Raw genomic sequence first — 23,565 nt, forward strand, 5'->3', positions numbered from 1 at the left:
TAATCTTATGCTGCAGGTTAAATCAATCAACAATTCATTCATAAAAACTCCCTTTAAAAGATACCTTGTTATGTCAAATATATTTGTTTCTTCTGAAGTAGGCACTTTACGCCGCCTGATTATTCATAGCCCTGATAGTGGTCTGGGCAAGGTTGTACCTTCAAAAGCGCAGGACTGGCTTTTTGAAGACATTGTGCATCTGCAAACCATGCGCCGCGACGAGTACGACTATTACGTTAAAATTCTGTTGTATTTTCTGGACCCTGAAAAGGTAAAAGGCAAGCTGAAAGAAATTGATGCCGATACCAGTCGTGATTTTTATAAACCTGAAAAAGAAAAGTATTTTCATTCAGACAAGGTAATTGAATTTGAAAAACTACTGAAAGACATTCTGGACCTGCCCGAAGTACGCACTCAGCTGGTAGCGGCCGTTTGTGCCGTGGAAGAGTGTTCGTTTCAGTTTCAGAACCAGCTGGCTCATTTATCAGTAAATGAACTGGCAAAAGTGCTGATAACCGGCACCATGCCCAACAATAAAATGTTGTTTCCGCCAATACCGAATCTGATTTTTACACGAGACATAGGCATCGTAGTAAACGACCACCTGTTGCTTAACAAACCTGCCAAATATGCCCGCACGCGTGAGTCGCTGCTGGCCAGGTACATCTTTTTTAACCATGCCCTTTTTGCTGATTTAAGAGGAAAAATAATTGAGATTACCGAAGATGAAAACCACTTTTTGCTGCCTGAAGATGAACAGGAAGACCGCCTGAACACCCTTGAAGGCGGAGACGTAATGATGGTAGCCCCTAACCACCTGCTGATTGGCGTTAGCGAACGCACCACAGTAGAGGCAGCCCGGCAGGCCATTGATTTGCTTTTTACCCGTAAGGTTGTGAAGAAGGTAACCATTGTGAAGATTCCGCAAAAAAGAGATTACATGCACATTGATACCATATTTACACAAATAAAGTGTAATGTGTGGGTGCTGCTAGGGTCATTAGGCAGGGTACATGAAGAAGCCGAAAGGCAGATAATATGGGAAAAACTGGGACAGAAACCCGGCTATGAATCGCTTACCATTAAGCAGTTTATCAATAAGGATGATGGTGTAAAAATACGCGACTTTGCTAATCTGGAAGACCTTCTTACCTCGGTTACCAAAGACGACCTGAATTGCTATGACGACATCAAGTTTATATACTCCGGCAATAACCAGTTTCCGTATGGCGCCCGTGAGCAATGGACAGACTCATGCAACCTGCTGGCATTGAAAGCCGGAGTGGCAATTGGCTACGACCGCAACGACCACACGGCACAGGCGTTCAGAAATGCAGGTTTTAAAACTATTCATGCCGCCGAATTGCTTGAAAAATTTGAAAATAACGAGTTAAACCCGGAAACATTGACCGATACCATTATTATGCTTCCGTCAGCCGAGCTCTCAAGAGCACGCGGCGGTTCTCATTGCATGAGCCTGCCCATTTTGCGCGAGAGCGCCATTTGATAGCTTCCTTTTCTATGAATAAACTTGGTCGCTAAAAAAACAAAGGATTTCTTTAATTTATATAAGCCGACTGATTTAAGGCTACGTGAATAATCTCTTCTAGAGATAGAGGATAGGTATTCATTCGTTCTCAGGGTTTTGTATCCCGTCAGGGAAGTTATATCGGTAGAATATATTATGACCAAACAAACTGAGTCCCTTCGGGACGGTATATTTAATTCTCAGCCAATGAATATACTATCCCTGACGGGATACAAAAGCATAACTTAAATCTTAATCTACTGATATTTCATCCCTACGGGACCTAGTCTGTTAGAATTTCTTTTGATACTTAAAAGAATGCCTAATAAGTACGCTTCTAAAATAAAAACCTATGTTTAATTAGGGGGTAAATTTATTCACTGTCAAGTTAATATTTCCTTTAATTTTGAAAAATAAATTCAGGCTCATAACCCGTTCGGGGCGTTCCAAGAGTTTTATCCTAACACACTCAAATAAAAAATGAAACACAAACTACTGTTCCTTTTTCTGATTTGCTCTGCTGCTGTTTTCGCACAAAAGAAATCTTATTATGTATTTACATCTTTCCGCGATAACGGGCAAGACGGCCTGCATCTGGCATTAAGTAAAAATGGCCATGACTGGTGGGCGCTAAAGGGCGACCAGTCTTTTTTGAAGCCACAGATTAATCACCCAGATAATCTGATGCGTGACCCCGACATTAAGCAAGGCCCTGATGGTACTTTTCACATGGTCTGGACGATCTCCTGGAATGGCAAGAATGGCCGGGTGATAGGCTACGCCAACTCAAAAGACCTGATAAACTGGTCGGCGCAAAAGGCAATACCTGTGCTAAAAAATGAAACAGGACTGGTTAGAAATGTATGGGCGCCTGAATTGTTTTATGATAAGGCACAGAAAGACTGGCTTATTATCTGGTCATCAACTATTAAAGGAAACGAAACCGTAGATAGCAGCAATCTGAGTGAAGACAAATATCACCACCGGTTTTATTATGTACGTACCAAAGATTTTGAGACGTTCAGCGAAACAAGTGTGTTTTATGACCCTGGCTTTAACTCAATTGATGCCACTTTGCTGGAAGATAAAGGCAAGTTTTATCTGTTTTTTAAGGACGAACGTTTGAAACCCGTCAGGAAAAACCTGCGTTTTGCGGTAGGCGATACCCCCGCCGGGCCATTCAGAAACCTGAGTGAGTCTTTTTCAGGCAGCTGGGTGGAGGGTCCGTCAGCTATCAAAATCGGCGATTATTATTATGTGTATTTCGACCACTACACCAAACCTCATTACTATGGCGCCTACCGTTCAACAGACCTGGTTAACTGGCAGGAGGTTTCGCCCACCATCCATTTCCCGCAAGGCATGAGGCACGGCAGCATTATAAAAATCACAAAAAAACAAGCTAAAAAATTAGAGAATCTGGTTAATTAGTAATCACTCAATAATCATTCGGGGCGATATAAGCGGCTTACATCTCCCCGAATGAATTTTAACAAAGCCTTACCCAAAATTAAGCAAACCCCAGTTTTTGCCTTACTGCTTTGGCGCCGGCACACATGGCTTTCAGTTTCTGGCGCGATGCCCAGCGGGCCGTCTGGCTTAAGCCACAATCTGGTGCAACAGCCAGTTTTTCTGCCGGCACATATTTCAGGCATAATTCAATCCGTTCAATTACATCCTGTATGGTTTCGCAGTAGTAGTTTTTCACATCTATGATACCAACGGCTACATCCATTTTTTGGGCAAATTCTGCCAAAAGCGCCACTTCGTCAAACTCGCGGTTAGCCATTTCAATATGAATCTCGTCTACGTTCATATCCAGAAAATCAGGTAGCATCGGATATAGTTTTCTGTATCCAACCGGACGGCCTTTAAAATTGCCAAAACACAGGTGGGTTGAAACTCGGGCTTTACCCACCACCCCTTCAATAGTGCGGTTAAATATATCTACAAAGCGTTTGGTATCTTCTTTGTAAGCATAGCACGACATTGAGGGTTCATCAACGGTTATCTCGGTGCAACCGGCAGCCACAAGGTCTTCCAGTTCTTTTTTTACAAAAGGCAACAGCCCCTCAGTTACCTCAAAGCGGTCTTTATAGATTTTGCCATCAGGCAGCATACGGCCCGAGAGCGTGTATGGCCCGGGCACTGAGGCTTTCAGGGTATGCCCTTCTGGTGCCAGCCTGGCCAGACGCTGGTATTCTTTAACAGCACCCAAACCCCGCGGAGCAGTTAAAGGCTCTACTATTGAATGCTTGCCGCGTTGGTCGTGCGCGGGTGGCCCAAATTTGCGGGTTTCGGAATGATTCGGCTCCAGCCCTTTGATGAACCCGTAAAAAGAAAGGTTAAAGTCCAGCCGGGTTTGTTCTCCGTCGGTAATCACATCCAATCCGGCTGTGGTCTGGTCATGAATGGCCGCCACAACGGCATCTTCAATCATTTCTTCAATATCTGCTGCCCCGAACTTTTCGAGGTTCATGGAAGAAAATTCAAGCCAACCCGGAAAAGGATAACTTCCCACAACGGTTGTTTTGATAGGTATAGGTTGCATAGTTTAATGAGTGAATGGGTGAGTTAGTGAGTGATTTGGTGAATGAGGGATTTTTGACCTGGAATGGGCGCGGCTGATTTCAGGATTTGGCTCATTATGCCACCCGAAATGATTTACCTGAAAGTTTAGATTCACCATTCAGATAAAAATAGCTCATTCGCTAAATTATTCAATCACTAATTAGCTGTTAATCGTCTATGATAATTGATTTGCCCTAAATGATAATTAAAATGCCCGTAAGTATGTATCAGAAAATACTCGTTGGTGTCTTGGCCATTGTTGTACTCTTCAGTATGGTTACTGGCCAGGTGGTCTGGCGTCAGGGTGTTTAATACAGTGGGCAGCATTAATCGGGTGGCTTCAATTTTTTCAATCAGTTCTGCTCTTGGAACGTTTTTATCAGAGAATTCAACAGGTCTATTTCTCTCATAACCCGTATTGCCGAGTTGCGCACCAATATAATGGTTCAGGTTTCCCATCAGATGCAGGCACAGATTCCCTGCCGAATTGCTTATTTCGCCTGGTGTTACCCAAAGTAAATCTTCAGTTTTATAGGCCTCTATCTCTCTTTTCAGCCTCAGCAAATCGCGGTCTAGTAGTTTAATTAAAGAAATAATCATATTGTTTTTGTCATTTATTAGCTGTTAAATCCAAACCCATGCGCACATAATCTATACCGTTTTTCTGAAACACCGCCGAATCGGCCTTCATTCCGAACCGCTCATAAAACCCGATGGCCGTAAGGCGGGCATCGCACCAAAGTTCATTTATACCCATTGCCAGCGCCTGTTCAATCATATATTGCAGCAATTGTGTGCCGTATCCCCTGCCCTGCACGGCCGTATCGGTGGCAAATTTTCTGAATTGCGCCTGATGACCATCGCGGAAAAGCGAAACAACCGACACCAGTTTACCATCTTCCAACAACCCGTAATGCAAACCTTCGGCATCATTAGGTAAAACCACAAAGTCGGGGTGCTGGTCGGGCCACATCACTTTGTGCCGCAATTGGCGTGTACCTTCTGCCTCTATTTGTTTCAGTTCAATCAATTTATTAGGTAGCGAGGTGGCCTCCGTTTGTGATTGCCTTATCTATTGACTGGTTTTATAAGCCAGAATTTTTGTTGGTGTCTGACACATAACTGGGCACACCCAGTTTTGCATACATACGGGCAATGCGGTGAGCATGCTCGTCGTAAGCGGCTTCAAATAATTCGGTAGCCCTTGTGGCTCCTACCAAAGCGCCAGCCGTAAGTACTTTTGGCGGATGCCCCGCCTGTGTTAAATAATCGGCCACCTGTGCTTTAATGCTGTTGATAATCATGGCGCCACCAACCGTTGAACCCGGCGAAACCGGAGTATCCAGGTTAGGCACATATACCATAGAATCGCCTGCGGGGGCGCCGGTATCCAGTACTAAATCGGCAAAATCATCCAGTTTTTTATGGTCGGGTCGTTTGGTAGTACTGGCTTTCAGGTGGTCTTGGGTTACCAGTGCCACCACTTTAATACCCCTCTGCCTGAAAATCTCCGCCATCTCAACCGGCACTACATTGGTACCTGATGATGAAATAACCAGGGCGGTATCTAATGTAGATAAATCGAAATTACGCAGAATTTTATCTGCCAGGCCGCTCACGTTCTCCAGAAACATGGCCTGCCGTTGCCCGTTAGCGCCTACTACCAGATTATGGAACGTCAAAGAAAGCTCAACTATCGGATTAAACCCCGGGAACGAGCCGTAGCGCGGCCACATTTCTTCTACCATAATGCGACTATGGCCAGAGCCAAACACGTGCACCATTCGTCCGGCCAGAATCGAATCGGCAAACCAGCGGGCAGCCGTTTGTATTTCTGTTTCCTGTTTTTTTACGGTTTCCACAATTCCGGCACACTTGTTCAGATAATCCTGTATCACACTCATGTTTATGTTCTTTTTTTTTATGTTGGTGAATATCTATTTGGTAAGTACAAAACTGGCTGCACCAATGGCGCCGGCCATGTCGCCGAAGTAAGCCTGTGCAATGCTTGTTTTTTTATTGCCGGGGCGCCATTCGTACAAATCCATGAAAGTGGCCAGCGGCTCAAAAAGCGCTTCTTCAGCCAATGTGATTCCCCCCGCCAGCACCACCATTTCGGGCGATAATAAATTAGCAATTGAACTGATAGCCAAAGCGAGTTTTCTGACCGACGAAAGCCACAAATAAGTAGCAAAGTGGTCGCCTTTACGGTAGGCCTCTACGAGTTCCCAGGTAGAACTGTATTTTCCGTGACTTCTTTTTTCTATGGAATAATTACCAATGGCGTACTCAAGGCTACCAACCATACCTACTATGCTTTGGGTTTCTTCCTGGCTGTTAATAGATATATGCCCCAGATGCCCCGCCATTTGCCCAAGCCCCTGGTACAAATGCCCGTTTATTAAAATACCCCCGCCTACACCTGTACCCAGTGTAAGCAAAACCACGTTACGCTTGTCTTTGGCTACCCCGAATCTGGCTTCGGCCATCAAAGCTGCATGGGCGTCGTTCAGAACATAGGTAGCATCGCCCAGGTACTCACCCCACATAAAATTCTCCAGGCCTTTCAGCCTGTTGGGTAAATAGGCAATACACTGGTTTTGCTCGTTGGGTAGCCCCGGCGCAGAAAGGCCAATGCCCAGAATGGGCTGCTGCAGATAATTTTTCAGGTACTCTACCATTTCTTTTACATTTTCCCGCCACGAGCCGTCGTCCGTTTCTTTGGTCGGAATATAATGCTGCTTCAACACCTCACCATTGCGGTTAATGATTAAGCCTTTAATGTTGGTACCCCCTAAATCAACACCTATTACGTAAGACATTTTCTATTGTCGGTTACAGCTTATAGAACTATATTTTTGCCACAATGTATGCAATGTGGCCACTATGTTGCACAATTATAATGGATGATAAATAAAGACTACCGGTTATAACTATCAATTGACTATGGTGAAACATGGTGTTCTTAATGAACATAGTGGTAAATTTATATGCTTCTGCTTTCAAATTCCGGCCGAACTGCAAGTTCGCCCCACAAATCTGAAAATTTACACCCCCTTAGTATTGTCCTTCACTTACGCTCCAACCTCCATCCACAAACAGCGCTTGTCCGGTTGTAAAGCCCGAGGCATCAGACATAAAGTATAACGCGGCGCCGTCCAGGTCTGCTGCTTGTCCGTTACGGCCGCCGTCTAAAGGTTGTTTGGTTTTAACAAAACCCATAATAACCTCATCTTTTGAGGCGCGCTGAGACATGGGCGTTTCTACCAAAGCCGGGGCAAGTACATTTACTCTTATATTATAAGGTGCGTAGTAAGCCGCAATAGATTTAGAAAAACCTATAATGGCAGATTTAGTAGCGGCATAGGCATGCGTTGAAAAATATCTGGGCGAAGGCGAAACCCCCAGCACCGAACCCATGTTCAGAATGCTGCCTCCGGTACCCAGTTCTATAAACTTCCGTACGGCGGCCTGATTAGAAAGCATCAGGCTTGTAAGGTTTAATTCAAATGTCTTGTTCCAGCCGTCCAGGCTGATTTCATGTAAGGGGCCATCGCCATATTTGCGCCCGCTGCCTCCGGCTACATGATACAACCCATCAAAACCACCCAGGTCGGCAATTGCCATTTCAATGGCTCTGTCGGCTGTTCCGGGGTTGGCGGCATCACCGCTCATGGCAATGGCGTTGTCTCCTAATTCAATTTCAGCGGCCACACAACTTTCAGGATTTCTGCCCACTACTACCACTTTTGCCCCATTTTTTACGAAGGCCTTAGAGGCCGACAGCCCGAGGCCGGTTGTTCCTCCTATAACCACTATTTTCTTATCTTTCAGCATGGCAGGTGTTTCAAAAATAGCCTAACAATTCCACAACTTGTCTATACAAGCAAAAGTAGTGAAAGAAAAAAACTTTGCAAATTTTTGTCGTCTTTTTTCAGATTGCCGTTGGGCGGCAGTTTAGAAACACATAAAAAAAGGCACCGTTTTAGCTAACGGCGCCTTTTGAATCCAGAATTTGGCAGATTCTATTTTTTGGTTGCGTAAGTAGTATAGTATTTTTGCGCCTGCGGCATTTGCTTTTGCAGGTCTGCAATACGGTCTTCGTCAGCAGGGTGGGTTGATAACAATTTCGGTGGTTTCTGAGAATTCTTACCGGCATCGGCCATGCGCTGCCAGAAAGCCACCGCATTTTGTGGGTCATAGCCCGCCATAGCCATAAAAATCAGCCCCAGCTTATCAGCTTCCGACTCCTGCTTGCGGCTGTTAGGCAATACATAACCCACCGAAGCACCCACACCTAAAACCTGACCCACCATTTCCATGGTTTGCTGATTACCGGTATAAACACCTGCGCCAATGGCCCCAAGGCTGGTTATACCCTGTGCAGCCATTGCCTGGCTCATACGCTCACGGCCGTGGCTGGCAATAGCATGGGCAATCTCATGCCCCATTACAACGGCCACGCCGGCTTCGTCTTTACAAATAGGCAAAATGCCAGTGTAAAAACATACTTTTCCACCGGGCATACACCAGGCGTTTACTTCTTTACTTTGTACCAGTTTAAACTCCCACTGGTACCCGTTTATTACCTGGCTGTAGTTGTTCTGTATCAGATAATTTTCTACGGCAGTTTTAATTCTACCCCCTACTCTGGCAATCATTTCGGCGTCACGCGTATTGGCCGACACCACCTTTGAGGTGTCCATAAACCCTTTGTACTCGGCGAAACTCATCTGTATCATTTGCTCGTTTGATACCAGCCCGACGAACTGATTACGGCCCGTAAGAGGAACTTTCTGGCAAGACCAAATCAGCACAAATAATGCACTTGCTACTAAAGTAGATTTGAAAAAGGTTTTCATTGTATAATACTGTTATAATTAATGTTTATCTGTTGGATTTCAATTCAGAAATTCTCAAAATACTCCCGGTTCTCACAAAAGAAGAATTTCAGATAAAGACTAAAAAATCAGACCATTATCTGCTGCTGAACTATGAAAATTCCCTATTTTTGCGAAATTTCTAAACTTTTATCCGCCTCAAAAGTACAGAAAAAATCATTACGCTCAATCAATACTTAATCTTTGAGGCCAGTCTTTAACGTATGAAAATCATCGCTATCGGTCGTAATTACGCTGAACATATCAAGGAACTAAATAACGAACGCCCCGACGAACCTGTTATATTTACCAAGCCGGAAACTGCTATTTTAAAAAACGGAGAGTCTTTTTATTACCCTGATTTTTCTCAGGATATTCATCATGAAGTGGAAATCGTGTTAAAAATCAACAAAATGGGAAAAAATATTGAGGAAAAATTTGCCCATAAATACTATGACGAGATAGGCATAGGAATTGATTTCACTGCCAGAGACATACAGGCAAAGCTCAAGGCAAAAGGTTTACCCTGGGACCTGGCGAAGGGATTCAACGGATCGGCTCCGGTTTCTGAGTTTGTATCTAAATCTAAATATGCAGATTTACAGAACCTTAATTTCAGTTTAGACCTCACAGACGCTAACGGAGAAACACAAACGCGCCAGCAGGGCAATACGTCTATGATGCTGTTCTCTTTTGATCACCTCATAGCCTTTGTATCAAGATATTTTACGCTAAAAACGGGCGATATTATTTTTACCGGCACGCCGGCAGGTGTAGGACCCGTTAAAGTAGGCGACAAGTTAAGCGCCTTTATTGAAGGAGAAAAAATGCTCGAATTTGATGTAAAGTAATGCCGCCTGAGACGCAGTGCATTTTTATCTGATGCGTTAATGCCATTGAATACAAACGCATTACACCTCTGAAATATACAGTAATAATCTATTTATGTGAATTTACATTTATAGCCGTAAAACAATTGCTAGTTGCCAGTATTCCGGTCAGGGGAACACACCGGCAGCTGATTTGTTTATTCTTTCTATCTAAGGCCCAATGGTGCCTGTATCCACTCAAATCCTTACATGAAGATGCATCTACATTCTATCATATTAAAGAGAATTCTGAGTACTTTGTTACTGATTGTGGTGTTGGTGTCAGACACCTGCCTGAGCTATGCGCAGAAAGATAACAGTAACAACCGCGACATTTACCCGAAGGGCTACTTTATGTTTCCGATTGAGCCGGGTAAACAGGCCTCGCTTTCAGGAGGTTTTGCCGACCTGCGTACCAACCACTTTCATGCCGGGCTCGACATCCGCACCGGTGCTGTAGAAGGCTACAATGTTTACGCCGCCGCCGATGGCTACGTGTCGCGTGTCAGGGTCATGAAGGGTGGCTACGGCAATGTATTGTACATAACGCATCCCAATGGGTTTACTACCGTTTATGGCCACTTAAAAAATTATAATCCTGCCATAGAAGCGTATCTTCGCGGTCGTGAATACGCCCAGAAAGTATGGGAAATTGAGCTAACACCCGGGCCTAATGAGCTAAAAGTAAAAAAAGGCGAGGTAATTGGTATTTCAGGTAACACCGGGGCATCTGGTGGGCCACACCTGCATTTTGAGATACGCGACGCACTTGAAAACGCCATCAATCCACTTTTATTCGGTTTTGCAGAGGTAGAAGATTCTCAGCCGCCGGTAATTGAAAAAGTTATTCTGAAAACACTGAACGCCTACTCACGCGTGAATGGAGAATTCGGCCGGGTTTCTATGACACCCAAAAGAACCAGCTCAGGCGATTATGTGCTGTCTACTACCGTGAAAGCTCAAGGAACCATCGGGCTGGAACTAAACACCTACGACCGCAGCCAGACATCACCTTTCCGGATGGGAATCACCGAACTGGAAGTGGAGGTAGACGGTAAAAGCACCTATAAGCTGAATCTTGAAAAAATGCCTTTTGATGTATCTAAAGACATTAACGTGCATATTGATTATGATTTATCTCAAACCAACGGCGTGCGCATTCAGAAATGCTATGTGGGTGATGGCAACCGAATAACGGTGTATCAAACCGATAAAAACAAGGGCAGAATTGTTATTAACGACAATCAGTTGCACAGTGTTTATGTTAAAGTAAAAGACAGCTACGGCAATACTACCGTTCTTACGTTTGCTATTCAGGGCGAAGCGCCTGTGCTGCAGGAAACCCCCGAAGGAGCCTCGGAGTCGGAAGAAGGCAATTTTTCTGGTAATATTTCTACCTCTATTACCGAAAACACGCTGATGGTGAGGGCAAAAAATACCACGGCACCGTTTGCGGTGCTGCAAAACAAAGGCGTACCTACCAAGCTGCCGTTATCTTACAAGGCCAATAAAGATGCCGTTTATTTACATGACCTGAACCGCGGCATTGCCGACTTCGTGCAGGTAGATAACAGTTCGGCATTCCTGGGCATCAAGAAAGAAATCCTACCTCAGTTCGGACAGTTTTATGCCGAGCCAAACCTGAAACTCGATTTCACGAATGCGCTGTATGACACACTTTACCTGACCACTTCGGTAATGGGTACACGCCTGACAATTAACACCGAGAAAATTCCGCTGAAAGATATGCTGACGGTGCTCTGGACACCCTCGGGCATGTCGATGTCTCCTAAAACAGGCGTTTACGATATTAACAACGGGCGCTCGTATCTGGGGGGTGTATGGATAGGCAATGCCATCCAATTTAAAACCAGGCGCCTGGGCGATTTCCAGTTATTAGCAGACAACCAGGCACCTTCCATCAGGCCGTCGCAGATAGACTCCACCTATCTCAGCTTTGTTATATCAGATAACCTTTCAGGTATAAAATCATTCAATTGCTATGTAAATGGCCAGTGGGTGCTGATGGACTATGAATATAAAAATGGCCGTATATGGTCGATAAGGCAAAATGAAACCCAGACATTCAGTGGCGATTTAAGACTGGAAGTAACAGATAACGTGGGCAATGTAGCTTCGTATGAAACCAACATTGAAGAGTACGTAAAACAGAAAAAACAACAATTAAAAAAATCGAGAAAGAGACATGCACCTGCAAAAAGGAAGTCCGGCACCGGAGCTAAGCGCAAAAAATCAAAACGGCGTTGAAGTTAGCCTGAGCCATTATATTGGTAGAAAAGTGGTTTTATATTTTTACCCGAAAGACAATACACCCACCTGCACCGCTGAGGCATGTAATTTAAGAGATAATTACCAGGCTTTGCTGGCGCAGGGTTATGTGGTGTTGGGTATTAGCGCAGACAAACAGAAAACGCATCAGAATTTTATAAAAAAATATGACCTGCCATTTGACCTGCTCACCGATACAGACAATGAAATAGCTAAAGCATTTGGCGTATGGGGCGAAAAGCAACTGTATGGCAGAAAGTACATGGGGGTGTTTCGTACTACTTTTATCATTGATTCCAACGGCATTATTGAAGAGATTATAGAAAAGGTAGAATCAAAAAACCACGCACAGCAGATACTTAAATAAACCAAAGAAATTATGAAACGTATTGTTTTGCTATTGGCTGCCATAATTATGGCCGTTATGCTCATGCTCCAAAATTACCCTTTCTGGCAAAGTCTGGTTGCTGTTATTCCGTTTTTTACGGTTCTTTGGGTACTAAGTCTGGTTTTAAAAAACACTGCTATTGTAGATATTTTCTGGGGATTCAGTTTTATGGCCATGGCGTGGTTCTACCGGGCATACATGGGTCTTCACGACCACCGCTCAATGGTGTTCTGTATTATGGTTACTGTGTGGGGTGTAAGACTGACGCTTTATCTGGCTTCCAGAAACATTGGAAAAGATGAAGACTACCGGTACAAAGAATGGAGGAAAGAAAAAGGCAGTAAATGGCCACTGGTATCGTTCTTTCAGGTTTTTATGCTGCAGGGCTTTTTGCTCTGGGTTATGTCTACGCTGTTTGCACCGGCCATGTCATCTAATTTTACATCATTAAAGCTGGCCGATTATCTGGGGCTTGCCGCGTGGTCGGTTGGTTTCTTGTTTGAGTCTATCGGCGACTGGCAACTGGCCACTTTCAAAAAAAATCCCGAAAACAAAGGCAAAGTACTACAAACCGGCCTTTGGGGACTTACCCGGCACCCTAATTATTTTGGAGACGCCCTGCAATGGTGGGGTTATTATCTGTTTGCCTGCACCACCGGGCAGTATCTGTATGTTTTCAGCCCTTTATTGATGACATTCCTGCTCGTGAGGGTTTCTGGTGTGGCACTGCTTGAGAAACGGCTGGCCGAAACCAAGCCCGAATATGCCAGATATATGAAACGGGTGTCATCATTCATACCCGGCGTTTTTTAGTATCAGCTATAAATACCTAAGTATTGCGCCTTGCATCTATTTAAAAACCAAGATGTATTATGTACTTTTGTAAAAATTAATACAAAACCATTTTTTTTTAAATTTCTCAGCTATATTTGTATTAATTGTTTTTTTGACACTTAATAAATCTTTTAAATGCAGAACCAAGAATTACGAGCAATTGCGGTACAAGTACGCCGGGATATTGTTAGAATGGTGCATGCCTGCCAGTCCGGCCATCCGGGCGGTTCGCTAGGCTGCGCTGATTTATTTGTTGCGCTATATTTCCAGCAAATGAAAATCAATAACAGAAAAGGTAAAGGCGGCTATCTTTCATTTAATATGGACGGTACCGGAGAAGACCTCTTCTTTCTTTCTAACGGGCACATTTCGCCGGTGTTTTATTCCACCCTGGCCCGCAGAGGGTATTTCGACGTAAAAGAACTGGCAACTTTCCGTAAAATTGATTCAAGGCTGCAAGGGCACCCTACCACGCACGAGCACCTTCCGGGTATACGTGTGGCCTCTGGTTCGTTAGGCCAGGGCTTGTCTGTAGCTATTGGCGCTGCACTGGCCAAACGCCTGAACGGCGACAAAAATCTGGTTTATTGCCTGATGGGTGACGGCGAGCAACAGGAAGGCCAGGTTTGGGAAGCAGCACAGGCCGCTCCACACCACAAGCTGGACAACCTGATTGCCGTGATAGACCTGAACGGCCAGCAGATAGACGGCCCTACTGAAAAAGTAATGAGCAACCGCGACCTGAAAGCCAAATACAAGGCTTTTGGCTGGAACGTAATAGATATAAAAGACGGTAATGATATGGATCAGGTAGTGGCGGGGCTTCGTAAAGCCAAACGCCTGACAGGCAAAGGGCAACCAATTATGATTTTGCTCAAAACAGAAATGGGTGCCGGAGTAGATTACATGATGGGTAGCCACAAATGGCATGGTGTAGCGCCAAACGACGAGCAACTGAAAGTAGCGCTTGACCAGCTGGTAAACACCGGAACCATTGGGGATTATTGATAAATCATATTGCTTTGAAAATAAAGTCTCTGAATATTAAGAACTTCAAATCGATTGTTGATATAACCATCAACGAGCCGAATCCTTTTACCGTTTTCGTTGGACCCAATGGAAGCGGTAAATCTAATATTTTTGAGGCTTTGGAGTTTGGAGCAGAATGCTTTAAATACCCTCAATCAATATTAAATTTTGGTGGTAAGAATTCTATATTTCATGGCAACCCCGACCTTTGGAAAGTATTGTCTCTGTTTGGTGATTATCAAGATATAAAAAATAAAAACACAGAAGAATACGATACAATTAGGATAAGAATGGATCTTTTTAATTCAGAAGAAAAAGCGAAACTTTCTTTAGAATTTCAACCACCTAATAGTCCTATGTCTCCATCTGTAAACTACGAAAATGAAGAGAGATTTAAAATAATTAAAAACTTTTCAAGAATATTACAGAACAAAAATAGACATAATTATACTGATGGAACAAAGTTAAACCCGTCGGGCGATAATCTTGAAAAAGTTTTAAAACGTTTGTTAAATTTCCCTTTAATTAAAGAGGAAATTGTTGAATGGCTAGATTTATTTATCCCCGAATTTGAGGATATTGAAATTAAAAAAAGTGAATTCAGCAGTAATGAAGATCTTCTAATTTATCAGAAGCATTATAAAAAGCCCTTTGGCAAAGAATTAATCTCTAATGGTACCTTCAATATTCTTTGCTTGCTTACGGCTGTTTTTCAATCTGACGAACCTCAATTTCTTTGTATTGAAGAACCAGAAAATGGTCTTCATCCGAAAGTTGTGAAACAATTGGTTAATTTCTTCAGAGATGCTTGTGAAGAAAAGGGACATTATATTTGGTTAAATACACATTCTCAATCTTTAGCTTCAGTTCTAGAGCCTAAAGAGATTATTCTGGTAAATAAAATTGAAGGACAAACCCAAATCAAGCAATTTGGTAAAGACTTTAACCTATATGGATTACCAATGGACGAAGCCTGGTTATCGAACGCATTAGGAGGAGGTTTACCATGGTAAAGCTTGGAATTATATGCGAAGGTGAATCTGAGACAATTATCTTTAATTCTGATATTTTCAAAAATTGGCTAAGTTCATTCAATATTGAACTAGCGAGTGTTCAGGAAACTGGCTCTATCAATCAATTTTTTGATGGAAGATTCGAATCTCACAGAGCATTGATGCTCAAGAAAGGCGTTGACTTCATAGTGGCTTTAATAGATTTGGATAAAGAGCCATGTCTAGTACAACATAAGAACAAAGTTAATGCGAAAGAAACCGACATTGTTGCGGTTGCTGTAAAAGAATTTGAATCATGGTATTTGGCAGATAGTGATGCGCTCAGCAAAGTTTTAAATATTGAAATTTGCATAACGCATCCTGAAAATATTCAGGAACCATTTAAGGAAATGGTCTCTATCAATAAAGGTACAGCCCTAGGTAAAAGCAAGCCGCTTTTAGCCAGAAAAATGCTGAGAGCAAATTTCTCAATAGAAAACGCCGCTAACCACCCCAATTGCCCGAGTGCAAAGTATTTTATTAATAAGTTACAATCATTAAGTAGAACTCATAGTTAAAGAATAACATCGTTATGACAAAATACACTTTTACCGAGAAAAAAGACACACGTTCGGGCTTTGGTGCCGGTATGACCGAGTTAGGCCGAACCAACCCCAATGTAGTAACGCTCTGTGCCGACCTGGTTGGCTCTCTTAAAATAGATACTTTCATTAAAGAAAACCCTGAGCGTTTCATTCAGTGCGGTATTGCCGAAGCCAACATGATAGGCGTTGCCGCAGGGCTTACTATTGGCGGCAAAATACCTTTTGCCACAACTTTTGCCAATTTTGGCTCAAGCCGGGTATATGACCAGATTCGCCAGTCGGTTGCTTATTCAGATAAAAACGTAAAAATTGCGGTGTCGCACGCGGGTCTTACATTGGGTGAAGACGGCGCCACGCACCAGATTCTGGAAGACCTGGCCATGATGCGTTCATTGCCTAACATGACCGTACTAAACCCTTGCGATTTTAACCAGACTAAAGCTGCTACCATAGCAGCCGCTAACTGGAAGGGTCCGGTTTATTTGCGATTCGGCCGTCCGGTTATGCCTGTTTTCACAGCGCCCGACCAGGTTTTTGAAATTGGTAAAGCATGGATGGTAAGTGAGGGTAAAGATGTAACCATAATTGCTACCGGCCACCTGGTTTGGGAAGCCATTCAGGCAGCAGAGCAACTGGAAGCACAGGGTATCAGCGCCGAAATCCTGAACATACATACCATTAAACCTTTAGACGAAAAAGCCATCATAAAGAGTGTGCGCAAAACCAGATGTGTGGTTACCTGCGAAGAACACCAGGCTAACGGCGGTTTAGGCGATGCTGTTGCTCAAACACTGGTTAGAAACTTCCTGGCTCCGCAAGAGTACGTGGCCGTTAATAACTCATTCGGTGAATCAGGCACGCCAGCTCAGTTGATGGAGAAATATGGTCTTTCTGCTAAAAATATTATAGAGAAAGCATTAAAAGTAATTCAACGAAAACAATAAAACCACCAGGTTGTTTGTTAGAATAGGAAGTTAAACCCACCACAACCCGCATAACACGGGTAGTGGTGGGTTTACTGAAAACAACAAATAAACCAATAATCCGTAAAAATGCAGATTTCCGATCAAGAGTTAGTCGGTTTAATACAAGATCCGGAGCAGCGTAATCATGCGTTTGAAATGCTGATAAAAAAATATCAGCAAAAAATTTACTGGCATATCCGTAAAATGGTGATTGACCACGACGACGCCGACGATGTGCTTCAGGAAACCTTCATAAAAATCTGGCAGGGCTTGCTGAATTTCAGAGGCGACGCCCAACTCTACACCTGGATATACAGGATAGCCACCAACGAATCATTAAACTTCTTACAGAAAAAACGTAGACAGAATCATGTGCCGCTTGAAAACGAAGACAGCACTGACCTGCTGAACACGCTTGAAAGCGCGGTGTCGCAAGATTATATTTCGGGCGATGAAATTCAATTAAAACTGCAAAAAGCCCTGCTTCAATTGCCCGACAAGCAAAGGCTGGTGTTTAATATGAAATATTACGACGACCTGAAATATGAAGATATTGCTGAAATAACAGGCACATCTGTAGGGGCTTTGAAGGCGTCATATCACCTGGCAGTGAAAAAAATTGAAGAATTTTTAAATAAAGAGTCCTGATTATTTAAACCTTTTAAAAATTGACTTGTCAAAAACACAATTCTAAAATCTTAAAAAGGTTATAAAGAACAGTTTAACTCACCGACTTATGAAAATGTGATGAAAAATTCTATCAAAATAGCAGACATACCCAAAACCAATGTTTTTAAAGTGCCCGAAGGATACTTTAACGCCTTACCTGGGGTTATTCAGCATAGGGTGAGCCTGGAAGAAGAAGAAGAGCCGGCTGTAAGTTTTGGCAAACGGCAGCAGATGGCTGTACCCGCCAACTATTTTGATACGCTTTCGTCAAGAATCATGGGTCGCATTGCCAATCTTGAAACACAGGCTATTAAACTGGAAAGCCTGCCGAAAGTAAACATATTTAAAGTACCTGAAGGCTACTTTGAAAATGCAGCCGGAACCATAACCGCCGATGCGCGACTGCAAAGCATTGAGAAGAAGAATATTTTTGAAGTACCAGCCAATTACTTTGATGCGCTTCCGGCACGCATAATGCGCCAGACAGCCAAAGAAACCAAAACCATACAGGTAAACTGGTGGCAAAAAAGCCGTACGGTCTGGACAGCCGCCGCCAGCCTGGTACTAATGGTTGGCTTGGGGTTTGCAGTGCCTCAGTTCTCAGAGTCAGAATCTGAAGCGGCTTTTAACAAACTAAGCAAAGAAGACATTAACAATTATCTGGCTTCGCAAGACCTGAGCTATCTGGAATACGAAGTGGCGTCGTCTACCGAAAAGGCTTTGCCCAAAGAAATAGAAACCGGAATTATTGATAATCTCGGAGTTAACAAAGCTGATATCCGCGAGCATCTTGAAAGCCAGGACATCGAAGATATCTGATAGTTATCTGCGCTCTGCCATTCCTAATGAACAAACAAACTTTATGAAACATATCCTTATAATTATTCTGGCATTACCTATGCTTTCTTTTTCGCAAAACCGCCATGGTGTGGTCGGCGACAGGTTTGAGAAAATCCAAAGTGCCAAAATAGGTTTAATTACAGAAAAACTCAATCTTACTACAGAGCAGGCTCCGCAGTTCTGGTCGGTCTATAACGAATACCAGAGCAAGAAGTTTGAGCTGCGCCGAAGCATAAAAAAAACGCTTGATGAGGCCAATTCGCTGACCGCCTCCGACGATAAAATTACCGCTTCTCAAAGGCAGGCAATTGCCTACAAAAAGAAAGAAATAGAGTTGGAAGAAGAATACATGGGTAAATTATTAAAAACCATTACCCCCAAGCAATATGCTGAACTGAAACGTACAGAGCAGAATTTCAACAAAAAATTAATGGAAAAACTGCACGAATAAGCATTAAAAAAACAAAAAAAGGTCGGTGAGCGCATACTCACCGACCTTTTTTATTACAATTAACTTCCATACGCACAAATTTTCTATATTTTTGTGTAGTATTTATCGCCCGCAAGTATGTCGCAACAAATCAATAAAAGTAACCGTCTTAATAACCTGAGTTATGCCATCCGTGGCCCTGTGTTTGATAAAGCACAGCAACTGGAAGCCTTGGGGCAAAAAATCATTAATCTGAACATCGGTAACCCGGCGCCTTTCGGCTTTGATGTACCCGACGAAATTGTGCACGATATGATCATGAATATCCGCAATGCACAGGGGTATTCGCATCATCTGGGTATTTTTCCGGCACGTAAGGCCATTATGCACTACACACAGCAGATTGGTATACATGGTGTAACCATTGACGACATCTTTATTGGCAACGGCGTTAGCGAGCTGATTGTGATGACCATGCAGGCTTTGCTTAACGAGGGAGACGAAATCCTTATCCCATCGCCTGACTATCCGTTGTGGACCACCTCAGTGGCGCTATCAGGCGGCAAGCCGGTGCACTATGTTTGTGACGAAGAGTCTGACTGGAACCCGGATCTGGAAGATATGAGGCGTAAAATAACCCGCAAAACCAAAGGTATTGTTATTATAAACCCGAACAACCCTACTGGTGCCGTATATAGCCGCGAAGTGCTGGAAGGCATTGTAAAACTGGCTGCTGAGCATAACCTGATTATCTTCTCAGACGAGATTTATGATAAAATACTCTACGACGGCAACAAGCATATACCAATTGCTACCCTGACCGACGACGTATTTATTATGACTTACGGAGGCTTGTCTAAAAACTATCGTGCGGCGGGTTTCCGTGGTGGCTGGGTAATACTGAGCGGTGCTGTACAAAAGGCAAAATCTTTTGTAGAGGGCTTTAATCTGCTGGCCAGTATGCGTTTGTGCGCCAATGTGCCTACACAATATGCCATACAAACTGCACTGGGTGGTTACCAGAGTATCAACGACCTCGTTGCGCCTGAAGGCCGCCTGTGTAAACAACGCGATTTGATTCATTACCGCATTACTGATATTCCGGGCATTACTTGTGTAAAACCCAAAGGGGCTTTGTATCTGTTCCCGAAAATTGACCTGAAGAAATTTACACTGAAAGACGACGAACAGTTTGTTTTCGACCTGCTGTCAGAACAAAAAGTGCTGGTGGTGTCTGGTACCGGATTCAATTATAGCAAAGGCGACCACTTCCGGATTGTGTTTCTGCCCTCAGCAGAAGAACTGGAAACAGCCTCTAACCGAATCAGACTTTTTCTGGAAGGCCACCGAGTAAAACTGGAAGAACTGGAACTGGCGTGAAAACCTATTGATTGATTTAGTGAATGAGTGATTGCCGCTGCGGTGATGGTAATCGCGAATAATGAATGAGCGAATGGTGAATGATTATGAACTTTATCCTGAGCTTGCACCATTTGAATTGATTCAATATTTGTGCCGAAGGGCAAAAGAAATTCTGATGCACGTAATTGGTCGCTATGCTTCACTATTCACTAATTCGCAATTCACCATTCGTAATTAATTAATCACTCATTTACCAATTCACTCAATAAACTTACTATGCAAGCGCAAGCAACTTCAAACATATTGATGATTCGCCCTGTCAACTTTGCTTTTAATCTGCAAACTGCCGAAAGTAATGCTTTTCAGGATACCGACACACAGGCGTTAGATTTGGCGTTAACACAAGAAAACGCACTGAAAGAATTTGATGCAATGGTAAGCCGTTTGCGTGCCATTGGCGTGAATGTGATAGTTTACGAGGATACCCCCCAGCCTTTTACCCCCGATAGTATTTTCCCGAATAACTGGGTGTCGTTTCATCATAGTGGCAAGGTGTGCCTGTACCCCATGCAGGCCGAAAACCGTCGTCTGGAACGACGAACTGATATTATTGATGATTTGAGTGCCAAATACCATGTTGAGACAATTATAGATTTAACCCACTTTGAGCAGGAGGAAAAGTTTCTGGAAGGAACCGGCAGCCTGGTACTAGACCGCATGCACCGCATTGCTTATGCCTGTATTTCACCGCGTACCAACGAAGAGGTCTTGGCAGCCTGGGAAAAACAAATGAATGGTTATAAGATTGTAAAATTTGGTGCCGTAGATGCAAACGATAAAGAGATTTACCATACTAATGTAATGATGTGCATCGGTGATAACTTTGCCGTGATTTGCCTGCAAGCCATTAAAGACCTTGACGAGCGACTGATGGTAAAAGAAAGCCTTGAAAGCACAGGCAAAAATGTAATTGAGATTACGCTTGAGCAGATGAATGCCTTTGCTGGCAATATGTTGTTTGTGCTAAATCAGAAAGAGCATCGTTTCCTAGTGATGTCCACTAAAGCCTGTGAGTCTCTCACGCAAGCACAGAAAAACCAATTAAGCGAATACGCCGATATACTAGATTTTGACTTAAATACTATAGAAACCTGCGGTGGAGGCTCGGCCCGTTGCATGATGGCAGAAGTACATTTGCCTGAGAGGTGAGATTTAAGATTTAATTCTATCTACTTCTTCTTTCTGTATTTATATTTCAGATATATTCCTTGCGCCAAAGCCACCACACTGATAATGCCTACCATTATCCATCTAATAGGCTTTAATTGCTCATAAAATAGGACATATAATCCAGTGAAAATGACGACTGCAATGGCATAGAGAATAAATCTGTTAGCCTTGCCCCGATTATATTCTTTAAAAGCCTGCGTAACAATCAGCACCGTATCAGTGTCAGTATATTCTTCTTTCAGTTCAGCTTTCACTTCGCTATAAGTAGCACCACGTTTAAATTTTTTAATCTGGGCTATAACTTCCTGTTCGAACATATACCAATCAGATAAGAGTCAGCACTATTTGCTTTCACTAAAATACTACATTTCTGAAATTGATGATGTACGAAGGCTAAAAATTTATTTTCCGGTTCCAGACGCATTCATTCTTCAATATCCTCCCACACCCTCCAATCCTTTCAAAATAGCAACGCCTGCTGAAGTACCTAATCTAGCCGCTCCGGCTTCTATAAAACCTATGGCTTGTTCGTACGTTTGTATACCGCCTGATGCCTTTATTTTCACGTTTTCGGGCAATATCTGTCTCAAGATTTTTACCTGCTCCAAATCTGCGCCTTTGGGGGCAAACCCTGTGGAGGTCTTTACGAAATCAGCCCCGGCTTCTTCACAAATCTCACAGGCAATGCTCAAATCAAAATTATCCAGATAAGCTGTTTCTATAATCACTTTCAACACAGCGTCGCGGCTATGCGCCTGCTCTGCCAATGCCTTTATCTCTTCTTTTACCGTGATATAGGCCATCGACTTAAAGGCATTGATATTCATGACCATATCCAGTTCGTCGGCTCCGTCAGCCAGCGCTTTTTCTGCTTCAGCCAACTTGGTAGCTGTTGTGTTATAGCCTAACGGGAAACCTATTACCGTACAAACTTTAGCCTCACTGTAAACCAAAATATCTTTTACAAAAGACACATAATGCGGAGGCACGCAGGCAGCATAAAACCGGTGCTGATAAATTTCTTCACACAGCTTCCTGAAATCCATTTCGGTAGCTGTAGGTTTCAATAAGGTATGGTCTATGTACTGGGCAAGGTTATTCATTATATGCGTATCCCGGACTGGTAGTCCGGGGTTTTAATTGCCAGAGGATAAATGAAATTATAGTAAATGTAAGCTAAAAAAACAGTTTTTCAGCCAGCCTAAAAGTATTACAGTGTGCCTCTACAATATCGGCAATGCGTGGCGAATACCCTCCGCCCATCGAAACCACAACCGGAATATTATGTTGCCTGGCCTGCTCAAAAACAAAGGCATCACGGCGGGCGCAACCTTCCATAGAAACCTTCAATTTGCCCAGTTTGTCAGAAGCCAGAATATCAACACCAGAAATGTAAAAGATAAACTGTGGTTTTACCTTCTCTATCAATCGGGGCAGGGTATCGAAAAGAAGATTCAGGTAATGGGTGTCTTCACAATAAGTAGGCAGTTCAATATCAAGGTCTGAGCGTTCTTTTTTCAGCGGATAATTCTCTTTGCCGTGCATAGAGAAAGTAAAAACCCGTGGCTCATTCTCAAATATAACAGCCGTTCCATTGCCCTGATGCACATCGAGGTCTACCACCAGAATCTGCTTCGCCAGTTGCCTGGCAAGTAGATAATGTGCTGCTACAGCCACATCGTTCAGCAGGCAAAAACCTTCTCCCCTGTCGGCATACGCATGGTGCGTACCTCCGGCAATGTTCATTGAAACGCCATATTCAAACGCATACTTACAGCAATCAATTGTTCCCTGGGTAATTATCAGTTCACGCTGAACGAGCCTTTCAGTAACCGGAAAACCAATGCGGCGTTCCATGCGCGCATCAATCCTGAGGTTAAGCAGGTCATCAAAATACTGTTTGTTATGCACGCCCAGCACCCATCCAGGGTCAACAGAAGCAGGAGAAAAGAAATTTTCAGCCGTGCAGGTTCCTTCATATAGCAACTGCTCGTGTATCAGCTCATATTTCATCATCGGAAAACGATGGCCTTCCGGTAGCGGGTGTGTATAAATAGAATCGTAGGCAATTTTAAGCACAGCTA

Annotated in this window: 25 protein-coding genes; 15 read left to right on the plus strand and 10 right to left on the minus strand. The window is 43.3% G+C overall.

The features are described from left to right. Positions 1-70: 70 nt before the first annotated feature. Positions 71-1,507, plus strand: coding sequence for an arginine deiminase family protein (locus MB380_RS15810; RefSeq protein ID WP_253526919.1), 1,437 nt, complete (start codon positions 71-73; stop codon positions 1,505-1,507). A 501-nt stretch (positions 1,508-2,008) separates the two neighbouring features. Next, entirely contained in the window at positions 2,009-2,959 is a 951-nt protein-coding gene (locus MB380_RS15815) for a glycoside hydrolase family 43 protein (RefSeq protein ID WP_253526921.1), read from the plus strand. Between the two features lie 79 nt (positions 2,960-3,038). Here MB380_RS15815 and MB380_RS15820 read toward each other — a convergent pair whose 3' ends face one another. The 7 genes from MB380_RS15820 to MB380_RS15850 form a co-directional block, all read right to left on the minus strand. Then, complete coding sequence (locus tag MB380_RS15820) at positions 3,039-4,079, minus strand: cobalamin-independent methionine synthase II family protein (protein WP_253526931.1); 1,041 nt, start codon at positions 4,077-4,079, stop codon at positions 3,039-3,041. 176 nt (positions 4,080-4,255) lie between these two features. Then, positions 4,256-4,699, minus strand: coding sequence for a DUF1572 family protein (locus tag MB380_RS15825; RefSeq protein WP_253526933.1), 444 nt, complete (start codon positions 4,697-4,699; stop codon positions 4,256-4,258). A 10-nt stretch (positions 4,700-4,709) separates the two neighbouring features. Beyond that, a complete protein-coding gene (locus MB380_RS15830) occupies positions 4,710-5,129 on the minus strand; it encodes a GNAT family N-acetyltransferase (RefSeq protein ID WP_253526949.1) in 420 nt (139 codons plus the stop codon). Between the two features lie 55 nt (positions 5,130-5,184). After that, on the minus strand, positions 5,185-6,003 hold the full coding sequence (locus tag MB380_RS15835) for a sugar isomerase domain-containing protein (RefSeq protein ID WP_253526951.1): 819 nt from the start codon (positions 6,001-6,003) through the stop codon (positions 5,185-5,187). A gap of 33 nt (positions 6,004-6,036) precedes the next feature. After that, a complete protein-coding gene (locus MB380_RS15840; RefSeq protein WP_253526953.1) occupies positions 6,037-6,921 on the minus strand; it encodes an ROK family protein in 885 nt (294 codons plus the stop codon). Between the two features lie 235 nt (positions 6,922-7,156). Continuing rightward, entirely contained in the window at positions 7,157-7,936 is a 780-nt protein-coding gene (locus MB380_RS15845; protein ID WP_253526955.1) for an SDR family NAD(P)-dependent oxidoreductase, read from the minus strand. 188 nt (positions 7,937-8,124) lie between these two features. Beyond that, a complete protein-coding gene (locus tag MB380_RS15850; RefSeq protein WP_253526957.1) occupies positions 8,125-8,961 on the minus strand; it encodes a M48 family metallopeptidase in 837 nt (278 codons plus the stop codon). A gap of 242 nt (positions 8,962-9,203) precedes the next feature. Here MB380_RS15850 and MB380_RS15855 point away from each other — a divergent pair, with 242 nt between their 5' ends. From MB380_RS15855 to ctlX, 13 genes are all read left to right on the plus strand, one after another. After that, positions 9,204-9,830 (plus strand): fumarylacetoacetate hydrolase family protein, encoded by a 627-nt coding sequence (locus tag MB380_RS15855; protein WP_253526966.1) that lies wholly within the window; start codon positions 9,204-9,206, stop codon positions 9,828-9,830. Positions 9,831-10,058: 228 nt separating this feature from the next. Then, entirely contained in the window at positions 10,059-12,116 is a 2,058-nt protein-coding gene (locus MB380_RS15860) for a M23 family metallopeptidase (RefSeq protein WP_253526968.1), read from the plus strand. Continuing rightward, positions 12,055-12,504 (plus strand): thioredoxin-dependent thiol peroxidase, encoded by a 450-nt coding sequence (gene bcp, locus MB380_RS15865; protein ID WP_253526978.1) that lies wholly within the window; start codon positions 12,055-12,057, stop codon positions 12,502-12,504. The genes MB380_RS15860 and bcp overlap by 62 nt, the downstream gene beginning before the upstream one ends. A 12-nt stretch (positions 12,505-12,516) precedes the next feature. Beyond that, entirely contained in the window at positions 12,517-13,338 is an 822-nt protein-coding gene (locus MB380_RS15870) for a DUF1295 domain-containing protein (RefSeq protein WP_253526995.1), read from the plus strand. A gap of 156 nt (positions 13,339-13,494) precedes the next feature. Beyond that, positions 13,495-14,367 (plus strand): transketolase, encoded by an 873-nt coding sequence (locus MB380_RS15875; RefSeq protein ID WP_101725747.1) that lies wholly within the window; start codon positions 13,495-13,497, stop codon positions 14,365-14,367. A gap of 14 nt (positions 14,368-14,381) precedes the next feature. Then, complete coding sequence (locus MB380_RS15880) at positions 14,382-15,401, plus strand: AAA family ATPase (RefSeq protein WP_253526997.1); 1,020 nt, start codon at positions 14,382-14,384, stop codon at positions 15,399-15,401. Next, positions 15,395-15,958, plus strand: a complete 564-nt coding sequence (locus MB380_RS15885; RefSeq protein WP_253527007.1) for a DUF4276 family protein — start codon at positions 15,395-15,397, stop codon at positions 15,956-15,958. Before MB380_RS15880 ends, MB380_RS15885 begins: the two co-directional genes overlap by 7 nt. Before the next feature lie 14 nt (positions 15,959-15,972). Continuing rightward, complete coding sequence (locus tag MB380_RS15890; RefSeq protein WP_253527009.1) at positions 15,973-16,929, plus strand: transketolase family protein; 957 nt, start codon at positions 15,973-15,975, stop codon at positions 16,927-16,929. A 108-nt stretch (positions 16,930-17,037) separates the two neighbouring features. Continuing rightward, on the plus strand, positions 17,038-17,598 hold the full coding sequence (locus tag MB380_RS15895) for a sigma-70 family RNA polymerase sigma factor (protein ID WP_390890892.1): 561 nt from the start codon (positions 17,038-17,040) through the stop codon (positions 17,596-17,598). Between the two features lie 99 nt (positions 17,599-17,697). Continuing rightward, the gene (locus tag MB380_RS15900) at positions 17,698-18,438 is read left to right on the plus strand and encodes a hypothetical protein (protein ID WP_253527011.1); all 741 of its coding nucleotides are present in this window, start codon (positions 17,698-17,700) and stop codon (positions 18,436-18,438) included. Positions 18,439-18,481: 43 nt separating this feature from the next. Then, on the plus strand, positions 18,482-18,910 hold the full coding sequence (locus tag MB380_RS15905; protein WP_253527013.1) for a hypothetical protein: 429 nt from the start codon (positions 18,482-18,484) through the stop codon (positions 18,908-18,910). Positions 18,911-19,027: 117 nt separating this feature from the next. Next, positions 19,028-20,269: a pyridoxal phosphate-dependent aminotransferase gene (locus tag MB380_RS15910; RefSeq protein WP_253527016.1), complete on the plus strand. Its 1,242-nt coding sequence runs from the start codon at positions 19,028-19,030 to the stop codon at positions 20,267-20,269. 258 nt (positions 20,270-20,527) lie between these two features. Next, positions 20,528-21,460, plus strand: a complete 933-nt coding sequence (gene ctlX, locus MB380_RS15915) for a citrulline utilization hydrolase CtlX (protein WP_253527019.1) — start codon at positions 20,528-20,530, stop codon at positions 21,458-21,460. Between the two features lie 20 nt (positions 21,461-21,480). Here the strand turns inward: ctlX and MB380_RS15920 are convergent, their stop codons facing one another. From MB380_RS15920 to MB380_RS15930, 3 genes are all read right to left on the minus strand, one after another. Further along, entirely contained in the window at positions 21,481-21,798 is a 318-nt protein-coding gene (locus MB380_RS15920) for a hypothetical protein (RefSeq protein ID WP_253527022.1), read from the minus strand. A 114-nt stretch (positions 21,799-21,912) separates the two neighbouring features. Continuing rightward, positions 21,913-22,584 (minus strand): deoxyribose-phosphate aldolase, encoded by a 672-nt coding sequence (gene deoC, locus MB380_RS15925; RefSeq protein WP_253527025.1) that lies wholly within the window; start codon positions 22,582-22,584, stop codon positions 21,913-21,915. Between the two features lie 73 nt (positions 22,585-22,657). Next, positions 22,658-23,560 (minus strand): histone deacetylase, encoded by a 903-nt coding sequence (locus MB380_RS15930; RefSeq protein WP_253527028.1) that lies wholly within the window; start codon positions 23,558-23,560, stop codon positions 22,658-22,660. Between the last annotated feature and the right edge of the window lie 5 nt (positions 23,561-23,565).

Origin of the sequence: Emticicia sp. 21SJ11W-3, from assembly GCF_024138715.1 — a bacterium.
GTDB lineage: Bacteria > Bacteroidota > Bacteroidia > Cytophagales > Spirosomataceae > Emticicia > Emticicia fluvialis.